General features: G+C 39.5%; 19 protein-coding genes. 2 read left to right on the forward strand and 17 right to left on the reverse strand.

Features of this window, described 5'->3' with window-relative positions; translation table 11 throughout:
• Window positions 1-2 precede the first annotated feature (2 nt).
• From gspJ to AC1M9J_RS00285, 15 genes are all read right to left on the reverse strand, one after another.
• The gene (gene gspJ, locus AC1M9J_RS00215; RefSeq protein WP_481595443.1) at window positions 3-650 is read right to left on the reverse strand and encodes a type II secretion system minor pseudopilin GspJ; all 648 of its coding nucleotides are present in this window, start codon (window positions 648-650) and stop codon (window positions 3-5) included.
• Window positions 647-1039, reverse strand: a complete 393-nt coding sequence (gspI, locus tag AC1M9J_RS00220; protein ID WP_481588351.1) for a type II secretion system minor pseudopilin GspI — start codon at window positions 1037-1039, stop codon at window positions 647-649. The genes gspJ and gspI overlap by 4 nt, the downstream gene beginning before the upstream one ends.
• Window positions 1026-1586 (reverse strand): pilus assembly FimT family protein, encoded by a 561-nt coding sequence (locus AC1M9J_RS00225; RefSeq protein WP_481951662.1) that lies wholly within the window; start codon window positions 1584-1586, stop codon window positions 1026-1028. Before AC1M9J_RS00225 ends, gspI begins: the two co-directional genes overlap by 14 nt.
• Window position 1587: 1 nt before the next feature.
• On the reverse strand, window positions 1588-2202 hold the full coding sequence (locus AC1M9J_RS00230; RefSeq protein ID WP_035264575.1) for a TetR/AcrR family transcriptional regulator: 615 nt from the start codon (window positions 2200-2202) through the stop codon (window positions 1588-1590).
• 45 nt (window positions 2203-2247) lie between these two features.
• A complete protein-coding gene (locus tag AC1M9J_RS00235) occupies window positions 2248-3021 on the reverse strand; it encodes a TatD family hydrolase (RefSeq protein WP_035264578.1) in 774 nt (257 codons plus the stop codon).
• Between the two features lie 31 nt (window positions 3022-3052).
• Complete coding sequence (locus AC1M9J_RS00240) at window positions 3053-3394, reverse strand: PilZ domain-containing protein (RefSeq protein ID WP_481587020.1); 342 nt, start codon at window positions 3392-3394, stop codon at window positions 3053-3055.
• Between the two features lie 25 nt (window positions 3395-3419).
• Complete coding sequence (locus AC1M9J_RS00245) at window positions 3420-4397, reverse strand: DNA polymerase III subunit delta' (protein ID WP_481951663.1); 978 nt, start codon at window positions 4395-4397, stop codon at window positions 3420-3422.
• A gap of 13 nt (window positions 4398-4410) precedes the next feature.
• Window positions 4411-5172 (reverse strand): 3-deoxy-manno-octulosonate cytidylyltransferase, encoded by a 762-nt coding sequence (kdsB, locus tag AC1M9J_RS00250; RefSeq protein WP_481591157.1) that lies wholly within the window; start codon window positions 5170-5172, stop codon window positions 4411-4413.
• Between the two features lie 9 nt (window positions 5173-5181).
• A complete protein-coding gene (gene lpxK, locus AC1M9J_RS00255; protein ID WP_481588355.1) occupies window positions 5182-6192 on the reverse strand; it encodes a tetraacyldisaccharide 4'-kinase in 1011 nt (336 codons plus the stop codon).
• A 3-nt stretch (window positions 6193-6195) separates the two neighbouring features.
• Window positions 6196-7920: a lipid A export permease/ATP-binding protein MsbA gene (gene msbA / locus AC1M9J_RS00260; RefSeq protein ID WP_035264595.1), complete on the reverse strand. Its 1725-nt coding sequence runs from the start codon at window positions 7918-7920 to the stop codon at window positions 6196-6198.
• A gap of 233 nt (window positions 7921-8153) precedes the next feature.
• Window positions 8154-9044: a ParB/RepB/Spo0J family partition protein gene (locus tag AC1M9J_RS00265; RefSeq protein ID WP_035264597.1), complete on the reverse strand. Its 891-nt coding sequence runs from the start codon at window positions 9042-9044 to the stop codon at window positions 8154-8156.
• Window positions 9041-9823, reverse strand: a complete 783-nt coding sequence (locus tag AC1M9J_RS00270) for a ParA family protein (RefSeq protein ID WP_035264598.1) — start codon at window positions 9821-9823, stop codon at window positions 9041-9043. The genes AC1M9J_RS00265 and AC1M9J_RS00270 overlap by 4 nt, the downstream gene beginning before the upstream one ends.
• A 23-nt stretch (window positions 9824-9846) precedes the next feature.
• Window positions 9847-10479 carry a 16S rRNA (guanine(527)-N(7))-methyltransferase RsmG gene (gene rsmG / locus AC1M9J_RS00275; protein WP_481595447.1) on the reverse strand — a complete coding sequence of 211 codons (633 nt, stop codon included), beginning with the start codon at window positions 10477-10479 and terminating at the stop codon, window positions 9847-9849.
• An 85-nt stretch (window positions 10480-10564) separates the two neighbouring features.
• Window positions 10565-11254, reverse strand: coding sequence for an N-acetylmuramate alpha-1-phosphate uridylyltransferase MurU (gene murU, locus AC1M9J_RS00280; protein ID WP_180027674.1), 690 nt, complete (start codon window positions 11252-11254; stop codon window positions 10565-10567).
• Window positions 11251-12267, reverse strand: coding sequence for an aminoglycoside phosphotransferase family protein (locus tag AC1M9J_RS00285; RefSeq protein ID WP_481611415.1), 1017 nt, complete (start codon window positions 12265-12267; stop codon window positions 11251-11253). The genes murU and AC1M9J_RS00285 overlap by 4 nt, the downstream gene beginning before the upstream one ends.
• A gap of 119 nt (window positions 12268-12386) precedes the next feature.
• Between AC1M9J_RS00285 and AC1M9J_RS00290 the strand changes: the two genes are divergently transcribed.
• Complete coding sequence (locus tag AC1M9J_RS00290) at window positions 12387-14861, forward strand: LPS-assembly protein LptD (protein WP_481951664.1); 2475 nt, start codon at window positions 12387-12389, stop codon at window positions 14859-14861.
• A complete protein-coding gene (locus tag AC1M9J_RS00295; protein ID WP_481951665.1) occupies window positions 14861-16159 on the forward strand; it encodes a peptidylprolyl isomerase in 1299 nt (432 codons plus the stop codon). The genes AC1M9J_RS00290 and AC1M9J_RS00295 overlap by 1 nt, the downstream gene beginning before the upstream one ends.
• 99 nt (window positions 16160-16258) lie before the next feature.
• Here AC1M9J_RS00295 and hfq read toward each other — a convergent pair whose 3' ends face one another.
• Together hfq and miaA are read right to left on the reverse strand one after the other, a co-directional pair.
• Complete coding sequence (gene hfq / locus AC1M9J_RS00300; RefSeq protein WP_481951666.1) at window positions 16259-16771, reverse strand: RNA chaperone Hfq; 513 nt, start codon at window positions 16769-16771, stop codon at window positions 16259-16261.
• Between the two features lie 89 nt (window positions 16772-16860).
• Window positions 16861-17805 (reverse strand): tRNA (adenosine(37)-N6)-dimethylallyltransferase MiaA, encoded by a 945-nt coding sequence (miaA, locus tag AC1M9J_RS00305; RefSeq protein ID WP_481951667.1) that lies wholly within the window; start codon window positions 17803-17805, stop codon window positions 16861-16863.
• Window position 17806 lies beyond the last annotated feature (1 nt).

Here is a 17806-nt window from a genome sequence, read left to right on the forward strand (position 1 = left end):
GATTATTGATTAGATGTCGGTTTTAAATAGTCAGTATTAAGCAAACTGAAAATCCACTCGTATTCAACATCTTGTTGCTTAAATCTAATTCGCATACCTTTAGGCAATAGTCGAGCAACACCATCTTGAGCATCATTACTATTAGAACTTATTGTTGATGCTTCCGGCCACGAATTCAATTCATTCGGGTTCAAAATCGTGATTTGAAAATCATCCACATTTTCTAGGATCGCACTGGATAAAGGTTGAGTTGTTTGAAGAACATTCAGATTGGGATACTTTAAACGATAAACTTTTCGATCTTGCGCATTATAACGATATTCTATTCTCTCAAATGGAGACAAACCCTGTTTCAGCGGGTCTGTGACCCCTGCCTTACTAAATTGTACAGACTGATCATCCAGTAAAAATGCAGGTTGGATTTGTCCTGCGATATTTGCAGTCAGCGGTACAATTTGCAAAGCATCTCTTTGCATTTGTAAATAACTATCTTGCAAACTGAGAAGTTGCTGTTCATGCACCGCATTGCGATCTTTGACTTTATTTAAATAATCAAAAATTTTCCATCCTAAAGCAGACAATACTGCAAAGATGGCTATGGCAACCAAAAGCTCTACCAAGGTAAAACCTTGTTGTTTACTCTTGATCATGAGTTGGATTGCTCTCTGATAGGATAGTTATAAAACACCATGGTGGTGACACCTGATTCAACTTTACCTAAATCATTGTTATATAGACTCACTTGCACTTCTATTTTCTGAACATCTGGGCTAATAGTCGCTTCTGATTTTTTATCAATTTGCCAACTTAACCCTTGAGAGGTAATTTGCTTCGATTGAGTTCCCTCTAACCATTCACCACTAATTTGCATTGCAGCGACTTCATTTTGTGCGACGAATTGTGCTTTTGTTCGTAAAATTGCATTCGCAGTCGCCTGTGTGTACTGCATAGCTACCTTCGTCAATGACATTGCTGCTACAGCGAAAATAGCCAAAGCCACCACAACCTCAATCAAGGTAAATCCTTTAAGCGCCCGCATCGATTTTACCTAAGTAATCTATTTGAATAAGATCACCAATTGCTTTTTGTTCATAATACATTTGAATTGTGACAGGTTTAACCTCGCCATTGCCCAACCAAATTAATTTCGGTGCATTATTATTCATCAAGTCTGCATTAGTTGCATTTTCAAAACTATAGTCGCTACTTTCGATCTGAAATGAAACCTTAGCAGGTAGCTCTCTCGCAGAAAACTCTGGCATTTCAACCCAAGTGGAAGGTTGACGATTATTGTTCGATACAAGCGTCTGCTCAGGACGAGTTAAATCATTATATTTTTGAAGTGTATAGCGAAACTGATCACCATTCCATTGTGGTACCAATGCAACCACTAACGATTGATCAACAGCCTCTCGTTGAATACGTTTTAAATCTAATATTAAAGCTTCTCTAGCTTGCATTGCCTTACGTTGATCAATCCCACCAATATTCATCACCACCAATGCCGCCATGATGCTGATGATCACAATGACCACCATCAATTCGATTAAAGTAAATCCGCCTTGACGGTGATCTAGAGATTGCATATTAGGCCACTGATTCTGTCAAATTAATCTGTTTAGGCATCATCAACGCTTGATCAATTAAAGCAACCCTTAACGTATCTCGACAGCCTAAATAGCGTTGATAGAAACTCGAGTTTAATATCGCAGCACCACCATGAGTAATCGACCAAATGGATGCTAAATAATCCCGAGAACTCATCTTACTTTGAATGGATGCTAGATGATTTTCTGTCATACGAATGATAATTCTGAGTCTACTTTTGCGAATCTGATACATTTCATTAAACAAATGATTAATACCTTGACCGGTTGTAGACAATCGCTCTTCAATTTGATGAAAGAGTACAGTACGTTCTGGATGATGCAAATGGTGCAACATAAAAAAAGCTAAATGTTCAGGAAATCCTTTTTCAGTATCTCGAACCATTTCTAATAACATGCGCTCATTACGAATAATGAGCAACATGTACAATTCATCTTTACTTTGGAAGTGCTTATAGAGTGTTCCTTTTGCTAAATCTAACTCAGCGGCCAATGCATCCAATGTCATGCCCGCTTCGCCGTTTTCCAAAAGAAGTTGTTCTGCGACCTGAAATATTAATGCTTCTCTCGCTCTAAACTGAGCCTGACGATCCATCTTCACTCTATAAACTCTCTTCTTTCTATTTTCCGTATTAAATTTTTACTGCATTCGTAGAAGATTCTCGAAATTTTGCGTTGTAATAAAGGCAATCTCCTCGACTGACTTATCATATACATCACTTAATGCTTTGGCTACATATGGGACATACTTTGGTTCATTAGACTTTCCTCTATATGGCATTGGTGCTAAATAAGGGCTATCAGTCTCAATTAATAGTCGATCTAATGGAACTTGCTTGGCCACATCACGTAAATCCTGAGCATTTTTAAACGATACTATTCCTGAAAATGAAATGTAATAACCGCAATCTAGAACCGCTTTTGCCGTATCCCAATCCTCAGTAAAACAATGCAAAATTCCGTGTGTCGACTTTTCAGCTCTTATAATATCTATCGTATCCTTTTTAGATGAGCGTGTGTGTACGACCACTGGCTTTTTCACCATCTGTGAAGCTTGAATATGTCGTGCAAAACATTCTTTTTGTTCTTTAACAAATTCAGTACTGTGATAATAATCTAGACCCGTTTCACCAATTGCCCAGACCTTATCTATACTCGCCAATTCAACCAAAGTTTCAACAGTAGCACGCTGCATGACTGCTGGATCTTCACATGGATGCACCCCAACACTGTAACCCACTCCTTCGTGTCGAGCTGCAATTTCTGACAGAATAATATGATCATCCAAATCAACCGATATCCCCATCATTTTTGTGACACCAGCATCAATCGCTTGCTGAATTGCTAAATCGATATTTCCCTCGTAAGGTTCAAGATTGAGCATGTTTAAATGACAGTGTGTATCTACAAACACAAGGACACCTTTTAATTTTTTAAGTCAGAGCCTACATTGTAAAGCTTGCGCGTGCTGTTGACATACTTCCAGCGAGTATTTTTTCTGCTTCCATTTTGTAATAGGCTCCTTTATCTCCAGTTAACTGCAATCCAAAACCTTGTGGTTTAATACCCGATTGCTTATAGGAAATCCAAATCACCTTACCCGTAATCGGTATTTTTTGGGTTTGATTAGGAAGTGTTGCCAAGATAAAAATCTCTTCACCCATTTTGACTGGATGTTTGGTTGGAATAAATAATCCACCACCCTCAACAAAAGGCATATAACTGGATTGCAGAGTTTCGCGATCATTAATATTGACTTGTAATAAACCGCCCGGACGTGGCTGCATCTCTATCCCCTGTATTCAAACATGATTATTGAACATTCATTAATTTTATAAAAAGCTGATCAACAATTAAATTTGATTGAACATTCTGCTCAACCATTTGTTTTGCTTGATGCACATCATTATAAATATCAAATAATTGCTCTAATTGATATTGCTCAGCCAACAAACTAAAGTCTAAATCGCTATTTTTTACATTTTGTTCCATTTTATAGGCAACAAGATCAGCTAATAAGTACTCAAACATAACAATCAACTCGGAAAAGTTGAGTTGCTTATTCCATTTAGAGGCGTACTGCATTGGCATATTTTTTTGACTGACTAAATGATACCAATCATTTATAAACGCACTTCGCAGAGTTAACCATTCACTTGAGGCCAACTCAATAGCAGCTAAAGGCATACCATTCGAAAGGTTAAGCAACAGTGAGCTCAAAGTCTGCTGCTCTGCATTCAAATGTTCATTCAAATATGCATTGGCTTGATCATCAGTCAGCCGATCTAAGGCGTAATGTTGTAGGCGACTTCGTATAGTGGCTGGTAATTTTAAATAATGATCCGCCAAAAGAATAATCACAACACGCTCACCTGGTTCTTCAAGTGTTTTCAATAAAGCATTTGACGATGCGATATTGAGCGCTTCCGCCGGTTCGATCACAATAACCCGCCAACCATCGACGGTTTGTTGCACGAATGGCTGTAATTCACGAATTTTCTCAATTTTAATTTTAGCGTTTTGTTTCTTATTGTCCTCATCCGTCGTGACGTAAACATAATTTGGATGAGTATCTGATTTTAGCCACAAACAACTTGAACACTGACTACAAGGTTGATTTGGCTGCTTATCTAAACATAGCAGCCAAGTAACAAATTGCTGGGTAAAAGCTTCTTTACCACAGCCTTTTTTGCCATAAAAAAGTAATCCATGACCTACTTGAGGAAACCGCTGAGTCAGTGTGCTCCATACGTTAAGTTGCCAAGGATAAACATGCTGAGTCTGAGTCATTGACTAATCTGTACTATTGGAAATGAGAAATAGGCATTGCATTAAGACGGTCTAAATCTTGTTGCGTATCCACACCTGGTGGTAAGCTCACCTCTGCCACATCAATTGCGATTCGATGACCATTTTCTAAAACACGCAGTTGCTCAAGGCTTTCTAAAACCTCGAGATCTCCCTGATCCCATGTCACGTACTCTTGTAGCAACTTCACTCGATAGGCATATAAACCAAGATGTCGGTAGGCTTTTCGATGTAGTATCTGAGGTTGTTGCTTTGATCCATCACGATCATATGGAATGGTTGCACGACTGAAATAAAGCGCTTCATTGAACTTACTCATGACGACTTTGACAATACTATCGCGTTTAAACTCTTCTAATTCTTGGATCACTTCACACAAAGTGGACATTGAACATTCAGGCTTTTGCTCTAACAAAGAAGCAACCTGTTGGACTAAAGATGCAGGCAATAATGGTTCATCACCTTGCACATTTACAATAATATCTTCACTCGCCCAACCTTTGATTCGTGCAACTTCACTCAATCGGTCGGTTCCAGAAGGGTGTTCTGCACTGGTCAACACAACATCAATTTGTTCTGCCTTACAAAGATCAACAATTCTTTGATCGTCAGTAGCAACACATAAATCATCAAACCCAGTCACTTTTCGCGCCTGATCTACCACACGTAAAATCATTTCACGCCCGTGTATTTTAAGGAGTGGTTTTCCAGGTAACCGCGAACTTGCAAAGCGAGCAGGTATTACAATATGTTTCATGGATATTCCTTATGTGTTTACGATACCAAGTTTTGCAAGCTGTTGATCCAGCAAATCATAACAAGCTGATGATAAAGCTGCTTCAACAGGAACCACCCAAATTTCACGACTAAATTCTGGATGTTGTTTTAACAAAGGGAGGAGTTTCACAGCATCTTTTTCAGTGGTGATGATTGGATTTGAATCTTCAAATTGTAAATCATCAATCTGATAATCATAATGATCAGGAAATTCATGACACTGAAAATGCTTTAAGCCCATACTTTCAAGGGTTTTATAAAACCGTTGCGGGAACCCAATACCTACGACCGCATAATAATTCAAATCAGTGGCAAAATATTCAACTTGATCTTCGACTGGATTTAACAAGTACGGCGCTGCGACTTGTAATTGCATATACAGATCTGAACTTGGTTGTTCAGCATGCTCAATTACTGTACCACTGCATAACCGTGCTACTGGCTCACGCAAAAAGCCTTCTGGCAACAGTTTCTGATTGCCCAAACCACGATTGTTATCCAGCACAATCCATTCTAATTGACGATCAAGTGCCCAATGTTGCAAACCATCATCACTTATGATCAAATCAAGTTGATGCTGAGAGAGAAGTAACTCTATACTTTTCTGTCGTTGCCCACCTACGACCATCGGCACGCCAGTAGATTGCACAATTAAACAGGGCTCATCACCCACTTCATTTGGCTCAGAATCGAGATTCACGCTTGCAGGAAAAGGACCTTTACCACCATAGCCTCGACTAATTACTCCAACTCGAATATTTTTTTGTTGAAGATATTTAACCAATTGAATTAATAACGGTGTTTTACCACTGCCACCTACCGTTATATTGCCAATGACCATGACAGGAACTGGTGCAGTATAAATAGGTTTTATACCACGTTGATACAAGGCTTTGTTTAGGAAAAATCCTAATCGATAAAGCAATGACAGGGGTCGCAATACAATCAACCACTTGGATTGCTTATTCCAAGCGTTTTGAATGACCTGCGCAATAGACATAACTTATTCCTCAAAATTACGTTGATGCAGTTGGAAATATGCACCACGCAAATCGAGTAATTCCTGATGGGTTCCCTGCTCTAATATCCGACCTTTATCCATTACCACAATAAGATCTGCATTCTCAATCGTTGATAATCGATGTGCAATGACAATCGTTGTCCGATCCTGCATAGCTGCATCAAAAGCACGCTGAATAAAGTATTCAGACTCATTGTCTAATGCGCTTGTCGCTTCATCAAGAATTAAAATTGGAGCATTTTTTAAGATTGCGCGAGCAATTGCAATACGCTGTCTTTGTCCGCCAGATAAATTTAAACCTTGAGCACCTAATGGTGTGTCATAGCCTTGAGGCAGTGCCATAATAAAGTCATGGGCATAAGCAGCTTTCGCAGCAGCAATAATCTGCTCTTCCGAAGCATCTTGTAACTGACCATAAGCAATATTCTCACGAACAGTTCGGTTAAACAGCACGACTTGCTGATTGACCATAGCCACTTGTGAGCGTAACGCTGTTACTTCGATATCTTGAATATCATGGCCATCGAATTTGATTGACCCTGAACTTAATTCTTGAAAACGAACCAATAAGTTAACTAAAGAAGACTTACCAGCCCCCGAACGCCCCACCAACGCTACAGTCTGCCCAGCTTTAACATTTAAATTGAAATCATGAATGGCATGAAAACCATCGCTATATGTTAAATTTGCCTGATTAAATTCAATATTGCCTTTGAGTTGTGGTTTTAACTGCCCTTCATTTTTTTCTTCAGGCATATCCAATAATTCAAATACTGAATGTGCTGCAGCCATTCCTCGCTGTAATTTTTCATTGATATCGGTTAAAGCTTTAATCGGCTTACTCAACATACCGGCTGCAGTAATATACGCAACAAACTGACCCGCTGAAGTATCCTGTAATATCTCAGGTCTTAAAGCAATCCAAATCACAATACTTAAAGCGATCGCCATAATAAGTTGTACAACAGGACTATTTAATTGTTGTACTGCAACCATTTTTAAACCACGACGCAAGTTTTCGAGTGAGGTTTCTTTAAAACGAGTTTGCTCGTATGCCTGTCCACCAAACCCTTTAACAACCAGATTACCATTCACGGTTTCTTGCACTACATGGTTTACATCACCCATCGTATCTTGCACTTGAGTAGACAGCTTACGCATACGTTTAGCAGCTTTTCTAATCAACAAACCGATTAATGGCGCAAAAATCAAAATACATAAAGTCAAGCGCCAGTTGGAATAGAACAAATATCCTAACAGCGCAATGGTGATCAAACCTTGTTGTAATAAGGTTCTTAATGACTCCGTTGAGGCAGCAGTCAGCTGTTCAACGTTGTACATAATTTTGGCAGTAATATGACCACTAGTGTTATCTAAATAATATTGCGACGGCAATCGCATTAATTTAGCAAAAACTTCTTGGCGAATATTAAAAATTAGATTTCGAGAAATCACCGAAGTGTAGTATCCACCTAGAAATAGCCCCACTCCTCGTACAAACATCAAAACCACAACCAAAAATGGGAATAAGTTCGTGAAACTTCGATCCTGTTCTTGAATGGCATTGATAATATGCTCTAATAATTTCGCAACAGAAACTTCAGTCGCGGCATTCAGCACAAAACCAAATACAACAATCAATGCAATCGTCCAGTACTGTTTTAAGTAACTCAACAAACGCATATAAACTTTAAAATCTTGCTTCACTCACAACCTCTAATTGGTACGGTATCCTTAAACACCTAAACAGATTCAGCACGTATGCAATTTAATCATACATAATTCGAACATCGAATGCTAAAGTCTGCCCCACTCTAAAATCAATGACCTGATTGTATGGAATGATCAAAGTAAACCTTAGCTCAATTGGAGTATTGAGACCTAAATGACTTAAATCTCAAACTCATCTAAATAAATCACATTTACTGCTTTTAAATTAATTATTTTTCATCTAAACAGATATTTAGAATACCATCTAACTCATCAAGTGAATGGTAATGAATCACAAGCTTACCTTTACCTTGCTTATTGTGATCAATTTTAACATCTGCACTGAAACGTTCAGAAAGACGCTGAGTCAGTTGCTCTAAATCAGCTGAAATTGATGGTTTTGGCTTATCCTGTTTTGGTGCATTAAAATCACGCACTAACTGTTCTGTTTGACGAACAGAAAGGTTTTTTTCAATGACAATTTTTGCAATTTCAATTTGGTCTTTTGCACGCAAAGTCAATATTGCACGCGCATGCCCCATATCTAATTGACCTTGTTGGATATGGTCTTTAATCGGATCCGCTAAGCTTAATAAGCGCAATAAATTACTTACTGTAGTACGTGCCTTGCCCACCGTTTCAGCAATTTCTTGGTGACTTAATCCAAACTCTTCATGAAAACGCTGCAATGCCATAGCTTGATCAATTGGATTTAAATCTTGGCGTTGAATGTTTTCAATTAATGCCAACGCAATTGCAACTTGATCTGACAAATCACGAACAATTGCAGGAACTTCATTTAGTCCAGCGATTTGAGCTGCTCGCCAACGGCGCTCCCCTGCAATAATTTCATATTGATGTACATCATCCTCAATTGGACGAATGACAATCGGCTGCATGATGCCATGCTTTTTGATAGAAGATGCTAATTCCTGAAGGTCTTCTTCATGAATAAAGCGTCGCGGCTGATAATTACCACGTTTAAGAAGTTTGACATCTACCTGTTTGAGCTGACCATGATCTAATGACTGTGCTTCTAATTGTAATTTTTCTTTTTGAATAGAGCCCAATAACGCATCTAAGCCACGACCCTTTGCTAAGCCTCTTTTCTTCACGGTCATGCTTTACTTCCTTTTTTCACTTTGGTTTTTTTTAACATTTCAGCAGCAAGATTCAAATAAGCCACTGCACCCTTAGAACTTTTTTCAAAATAAATAATCGGCAACCCATGTGCTGGCGCTTCCGCTAAACGCACATTTCGAGGAATAACCGTTTCGTATAATTTTTTACCAAAATACTGCTCCAACTCATCCGACACATCACGTGTCAGCGCATTTCGAGCATCGTACATGGTACGCAATACACCAATGATTTCTAAATCAGGATTTAACGCTTGTTGAATACGATCAATCGTTTGTGTTAAATCCGCCAAACCTTCCAAGGCATAATATTCACACTGCATTGGAATGATCACGCTTTTAACAGCAGCCAATGCATTTACCGTGATCAAACTTAAGCTTGGTGCACAATCCACAATGATGTAATCAAACTTATCTTCAATTTGTTGGATCGCATCACGCAGAATAAATTCACGACCGTCTTGCTCAGCAATGGCTAATTCAACACCTGCTAAATCACGATTGGAGCCAAGTACGCGATATCCAACTTCAGCTTTAGTGATGGCTGTTTCAATTGGCACTTCACCCAGTAAAACATCAGTTACTGAGTATAAGAGATCATTCTTTTGAATACCTGAACCCATAGTGGCATTGCCTTGAGAGTCCATATCAATCAACAATACTCGCTTTTTAAGCACTGCTAATGATGCAGCCAAATTTACAGCAGTCGTGGTTTTACCTACGCCACCTTTTTGGTTCGCAATAGCAATAATTTGAGCCATGGTAACCCCAATCCCTAGAATTTTTAAATTTGTTTAAGTAGCAATAAATGACGTTGTTCATCTAAACGAGGAACGTGAAGCTCAATAATTTCGCAACTCAACTCATCTTTATGGTTTTCAATTTCCTCAGCAGGAATTAAACCTTTCATAGAAGCAATAACACTGTTTTTATGCATAAAAGGACGAGAAGCAGTAATAAAATCTGTCAGTGAGGCGAAAGCACGACTGGTAATTACATCGAATTTACCCAGTTCATTAATACTCTCTTCTTTCTCTACTCGAGTTTGAACTGCCACAACATTTTTTAGTTTTAGATCAGCAATAAACTGCTTGAGAAAACGAATTTTTTTTCCATTCGAATCCAGAAGCACACAGCTTCGCGCAGGTTGACATAGCGCGATGATCATCCCCGGCATACCACCACCGGTACCGATATCAAGCAATCGCCCTTCAGGCAAGTCTTTCAAGATACTGAGGCTATCCAACAAATGTTTAACTAACATTTCTTTAGGATCACGAATTGCGGTCAAGTTGTACGCCTTATTCCACAATACAAGCGCATCTTGATATTTTAATAATAAATTCAACGCTTCATCACTGAGTGATAAACCTAGTTTTTGACTACCTTGTTGTAACTCATGAAAAAAAGGATGCATAAACAGTAAACATCTCAATAAAATTAATCAAAGTATACCGTTTTATGCATCGTGGAACACTATTTAACGCTTAGTGAATACTCAGTTAGTTAAATTGTCCTTCTCGAATTTGCTGATCTAACTGCATCAACCTTTCTGGTGTACCCACATCCACCCACGTTTCAGCCATTTTTTCAGCAGAAATTCTGTGGTTGTGCATAGCATCTTTAAGCAAAGGTGCTAAAGGACGCTTGCCCCATTCTAGACCTTCGAATAAACGAGGATGAATCACCGCAATACCACTATAAGTCAGATTTTCGCCCTCTTTTTCTTGCTCAAAAGTATAAGCACGGCCATCTAATAGTGTGAAATCACCTTGAGGATGTTGTAGCGGATTTGGTACAAGTACCAAGTGTGCCAGATCTTCTTGTAAATCAAGCTCAAGCAACTGAGCAAAATCAAACTGAGTCCACACATCCCCATTGACGAGGATAAATGGTTCTTCACCCAACAAGGGCAAAGCATTGATGATTCCACCAGCTGTTTCCAAACCCTCATCTTCACGCGTCCAGCGAATGTTCACACCAAACTGAGAACCATCGCCTAAAGCACCGATCAATTTGTCTGCCAGCCATGCCGAATTAATAATAATTTCACTAACACCAATCGACTTTAATTTTTCAATATGCCATACAATTAAAGGCTTTCCACCCACTTCCAACAGTGGCTTTGGTTTATAAAGCGTCAAGGGACGCATACGGTTACCCAGACCCGCTGCTAAAATCATGGCTTTCATGCAGCTACTACCTCATAGTGACCATACTTGGCTTCAAATGCATGTAGCACTTTATCTTCAACCCATTGAATAAATGGAGTGAGTTCAGCGTAAGGCTTCGACTCTTCGAGTAAATACCACATGACACGAGGCAAGTCTTTTAAATAGCCCGACTTTCCATCACGTTCAAACAATCGCACAAAAATACCTAAAATCTTTAAATGGCGTTGAATCGCCATGAAGTCAGCATCTTTAATAAAGCGCTCTAAATCACGATCAATTTTTGAATCATCTGGTAATAATTCATAGAAGGTTTTAAACCATTGTTTTACACGTGCTGGAGGCCATTGCACGTATGCATCACGTGTAATTGAAATCAAGTCGTAGGTATCCGCACCGATTACCGCATCTTGAAAATCAATTACACCTTGCTCTTGCTCATCACTTAACAGCATGAGATTACGACTGTGAAAGTCTCGATGAACAATCACTTGTGGTTGAGCTAAAGCCGCATTTGCCAATATCGCAAAAGTGCGCTTAATCAAACCTTGTTCATCAGCATTTAATCGAATATTTAATGATGGAAGCAACCAATCTGTGAATAACTCCATTTCACTGATTAATTTTTCGTAACTATATTCTGGAAACTGATCCACACCATGAATAGACTGTAATTGAATGAGTTGTTTAAAACTCTGTAAATAATGCTGATCTACCGTGTCATCATTTAAATGGTTTGCTAAAAGCTCATCCCCAAAATCTTCTAGAAGCAATAACCCTTGATCTAAATCCTTTGCAACAATATGTGGAACACGAACACCATGACGATCGAAGAATTCGTCAATCGTCACAAAAGGTACACAATCTTCTTTTTCTGGAGGTGCATCCATCAACATAAATGATTTATTATTCAAGGTGATTCGCGCATAGCGACGGAAACTGGCATCGCCTGCTAAATATTTTATTTCGAACTGCTCTGATTGAAGTACAGATTGCACCCACGTATGTATCAATTGTTCACGTTGTGTATTCATTTGCTATAAATTCTAGTACAGGCTGAATATTTAAAGTGCTAAGTGTAGCCACTAATCCGTTTTTTCTCTATGATGCGACAATAATTAATTGCAATTTGCATACTTGGTTAATGATATAAATGAAGCATCAGTTTACTTTCAGCCCTTTGGCGACTGCTATTTTAACCTTATTGTGTGGTAGCACAGTCTCAAGTTATGCCGACTCTAAAGACAGTACAACTGAGGTGGACAATCAAGCACTTCAAACTGCAATTAAAGAAAGCTACCCTGGTCAGCGCTTCTTTGATCAATATTATGTCAATAAAAATTCAGCCGAAGCGCAACAACGTAGCACGCTCTCCCCAAGCTCGAAATTTTGTGCTCAAACTTGGTTGACACCAATCAGCCCTGATACCAAAGCAATTGATCCTGAACAAGCAACATCGATCATCACCGCTGATCGTGCATATTACAATCCAAATGGTGATTCAGAATTAGAAGGTAATGTCATCATCGATCAACAAGGTCGTATGGTTCGTGCGGATAAAATTAAAATTGACAATACTCAAACTCATGCCAAAGCTTCTGGCAATGTACAGTTGGCACAAGCGGGTTTATTGGCTCAAAGTGATCAAATTGACTACAATTTAAAAACCCAAACGGGACGCCTCAATAACAGCTTTTATATTTCAGAAGCGACACATGGGCATGGTCGTGCAGAAAATATTGAGCGCACCTCACCCAATATTTTACTCCTTCAGAATGCAACTTATAGCACGTGTCCACCTGAGCAAAGCCCAACATGGAAGATTCAAGCCAATTCGATTGAGTTAAATCAAGACACTGGGCGTGGCGTGACCAAAGGCACTAAACTATATATTAAAAACACACCAGTGCTGGCTGTTCCATATTTCAATTTCCCTATTGATGATCGTCGTACCACTGGCTTATTAAACCCAGGTTTTGGCTATACCAACGATGGTGGTTTAGAACTTGAAGCGCCAATTTATCTCAATTTAGCACCCAATTATGATGCGACTATAACCCCACGTTTCATTGGCGGTCGTGGATTGATGGCTGAGGGTGAGTTCAGATATCTGACTGAACAATATGGTGGCGGTCGTATTTGGGGTGGTTATTTAGCACAAGATCGTAAATATGATGATGAAGATCGTAAAGATTTACACCTTTTGCACAATTGGAAAATCAATGACCAATGGACGACCAATTTAGAATACAACTATGTTTCTGATAAAGACTTCTTTGCCGATCTAGACAGCAATCCGAATACAAGAACAGAGTTAAACCAACGCCGCGCTTGGGATCTTAATTACGCCAATGGAATTCCAGGGTTACGCGCGCAACTCAAAGTTGAAGACTTCCAGACGCTAGACCCTGATGTTGATGATGTTGATCGCCCCTATGCGCGACTACCGCAATTGCTCGTCAATTATATCACTGGCAACCCGCAAGGATTGGAATACGAATTTAATAACGATACAGCATATTTCCAAAAAGATATTAATGACTTAAATGCTTCAGACAACTCAAATATGGACACCATTTATCAACCAAGTGGTACACGTCTTTATAATGAGTTTTCTGCTCGATATAATTTCCGCAATCAGTGGTCATTCTTTATACCACAAGCATCAGTTCGCTCTATAAATACTTTCTTTGATCAAAATACGATTGATCGTATCACTGAAGAACAAAGAAAAAATACCAAAGACAATGCAGTTATAGTTCCAGAGTTTACTTTGGATGCAGGTCTTATCTTTGAAAAAGATGGAAAATTCTTACAAACCATCACACCACGTGCATTCTATGCTTATGCACCACACAGAAATCAAAACAGTTCACCGAACTTTGACTCAACCGCAGCGTCCCTGAATTACGATCAACTCTTTAATCCACGTCGCTTTTATGGCCACGACCGCCTAGAAGATAATAACTTCTTATCACTCGGGGTAAGTTACAGCCTCTTTGATACAATCGGATTAGAACGTTTACGTGCCAGCATCGGACAAAGTTACTATTTTGAAGACCGTAAGGTGACTTTGAATAATAGTCAAAATGACCCATTTAATACTGAGCGTCAAACTGGTCCTGTGATCAGCATTGCCAGCCAGCTTTCTCAGAACTTTACTGTGAATGCAAACTCAATGTGGATGTCTAACGGAGATAATGCTCAACGTGATCTACAAGTGTATTACACAGGTGATCAAGGTAACCTATACAACTTTGGTTATTTTAATCGTAAGCGACTTGAAGATCGTCAAGACCACTATGACCAAGTTACAGCATCCTTTATACAACCTGTGAAAGGTAATTGGAATTTGATGGGTCATATGCAATATGATCTAGACAACAGTGTTGCACGCGAGTACCTTTTAGGGATTAATTATGAGTCGTGCTGCTGGGGTGTTTCGGTCTATGGTCGCTCTTATTACAATGACTTAGATGATGTTAATGCACCAGACACCAAACAAAAACGTGCTGTAATGGCAGAGTTTACACTTAAAGGACTTGGTGGCTTAAACAGTAAGTTAAGCTCTTTACTGGAAAATCGAATCTTGGGTTTCGATAAAGTTAAACAAAATTGGACGAATTAATGAAGATGCAAAATTTAAAACAACTCTTTAAAGCTTCAGCGTTAGCACTTGTTATTTCTGCATCAGTGTCAAGTTATGCAAACCCATCAGATCAAATCGTTGCTATTGTTGGCAAAAGCGCCATTTTAAAAAGTGACATTGCACAAGGTGTCGCTGAGCTACAACATCAGCTTAAAGCTCAAAAACAGGATGTACCACCACTTCAGGTACTTGAAAATCAAGCTCTGAATAAACTTATCATCCAAAATGCGCAACTTGAACAAGTAAAACGCTATGGCATTCAAGTTGATGAAAAAACTTTAAATGATGCTGTACTTAATGTTGCTCGCCAGTCGAACAGTAATAGCCTAGAAGACTTCCAGCAAAAGCTTGACCGTATGGCTCCAGGCACTTATGAAAACCTACGTGCTAAAGTCGCTGATGATCTTGCTATTCAGCGCTTACGTCAACAACAAGTGATGTCACGCATTAAAATCAGCGACCAAGATGTTGAAAACTTCCTCAAATCACCGGAAGGTCAAGCTGCTGTGGGTACTCAAGCTCACGTGATTCACTTCAGAATTTCTGGTGAAGCCTCTCAACAAGAACTCACTCAAGTCGCGCAACAAGTTCAAGATGCACTTCAGACTTCCAATAATGTAGACGCAATACAGAAACAATTTTCTACATCTACAATTAAAGTTGAAGGTGCAGATATGGGCTCGCGCTCAATCGCAGATATTCCAGAAGAACTTGCATCGAGTATCGCTTTAGTTTCACCAGGTAATACTACTGATTTAATTCAGGCTCGAGATGGCATCCACTTGTTGAAACTCTTAGAGCGCAAGTCAAATGAGAAAAAGACAATTGTGCCACAATACCAAACTCGCCATATTCTGATTAAGACTTCTGAAGTGGTGAGCCCTGAAAATGCAAAACACACTATTGACAGTATCTATAGCCGTGTAAAGGCAGGTGATGATTTTGCAGTCCTTGCTGCAACTTATTCAAATGATCCAGGCTCTGCACGTGATGGTGGTAGCTTAGGTTGGGTTTCTCCAGGGATGATGGTGCCAGAGTTTGATCAAAAAATGCAGACTGCGAAAATTGGCGAAGTCAGTGAACCTTTTGAAACACAGTTTGGTTGGCATATTTTGCAAGTTACTGATGCACGTCAGCAAGACATGACTCAGGAACAGCAAAAACGCATAGCGCGCCAAATTCTTGGTGACCGTCAATTTGATGCAGAGTTAGATGGCTGGTTAAGAGAGCTTCGCGCAAGTACATACGTTGAAATTAAACAACCCAACCAAAACTAATTTTTGTTAATTAAGAGCCTCCACTATGGGGGCTTTAATTTTTTGGCTGTTCACATAAAAAAGGCACCTTCATCAGGTGCCTTTTTGATTACTCAAAAATTAACGATTGTTTTCGTCTTCTTGAGCATCATCAAATTTTGTTTCGCCATCAAAGTTTGGTGTAGAAGTCGCACCAAAGCCACCTTGACCACCAAAGCCACCTTGACCACCAAAGCCACCTTGACCACCAAAACCTTGACCGCCACCGAAGCCACCTTGACCGCCAAAGCCACCTTGACCGCCAAAGCCACCTTGACCACCGAAGCCGCCTTGACCACCGAAGCCACCTTGACCACCGAAGCCGCCTTGTTGACCACCGAAGCCACCTTGAGCACCAGCAGGAGCGCCAGCAGGAGCACCAGCAGGACGTGGATTACGTGCAGGTACAACTGTTGAAATAGCGTGTTTGTAAACCATTTGGCTTACCGTGTTTTTTAATAATACAACGTATTGGTCAAATGATTCGATATGACCTTGTAATTTAATACCGTTGACTAAAAAGATTGAAACTGGAATACGTTCCTTACGGAGAGAGTTTAAGAACGGATCTTGTAAAGTTTGACCTTTAGACATGTTATACTCCAAAAAATAAAATCAGCGCAAAAAAACTATCTTTATTTTTCAATTAAAATTTATAAAAAAGATAGTGAGTAAATTTTGCTTTATCCATATAAGTTTCGCAAGTCTTCTTGAGCTTGCTTTATCGTCAAAAAAGTTTGAAAACTGTGCGCTTCTTGCAAAGAACGTAACCAAGTGTATTGACGTTTAGCCAGTTGTCGTGTTGCAAACAAACACTTGTCTTCCATATCTTGCTTAGATTTGAGACTTCTATCACTATTTTTAAGAAAATCTAAAGCTTGGCGATATCCAACAGATCTCGCCGATGGCAAATTATCGTTTAAATCGTATTTTTCAATCAGGTGCTCCACCTCATTTAAAAAACCGATATCCCACATTATTTTTAGGCGCAGTTCAATTCTTTTGTGTAATTCTACGCGATCAGGTAATAGCGCATAATTATGAAAATTGTAACGATATCGCTGTTTTTTAGGCTGTTCAGCTTGAAGCTCAGTAATAGGTCGACCTGTCAGACGATAGACCTCTAGCGCGCGTATAATACGCTGACGATCACTCACTTTAAACTTCTCACCTGCCATAGGATCGACACGTTTTAACTCTTCGTAGACGCTCTCCCAACCCAATGCCATGGCTTCATTTTCAATTTGTTGACGTACCTTTTCATCAGCATTAGGGAGATTCGTTGCCAAGCCTTCCAACAGTGCTTTGTAGTACAACATCGTCCCACCCACCAAAATTGGGGTCTTACCGCGTGAATGTATTTCATCAATCAGCAGCGATGCATCTTCAACGAATTGAGCTGCCGAATAAACCTCGAGCGGTGTAATAATATCAATCAAGTGATGTGGATATCGTTCCTGCTCTTCTTTTGATGGCTTTGCCGAACCGATATCCATGTCCTTATAGATTAACGCAGAATCCACTGAAACAATTTCAAAATTACCGCGCTCATATAGCTCGCATGCCAAAGCAGTTTTCCCACTCGCAGTCGGCCCCATTAAGTTGATGACTGGCATTTGATTTGACATG

This window comes from Acinetobacter sp. ANC_7588 (assembly GCF_056783995.1).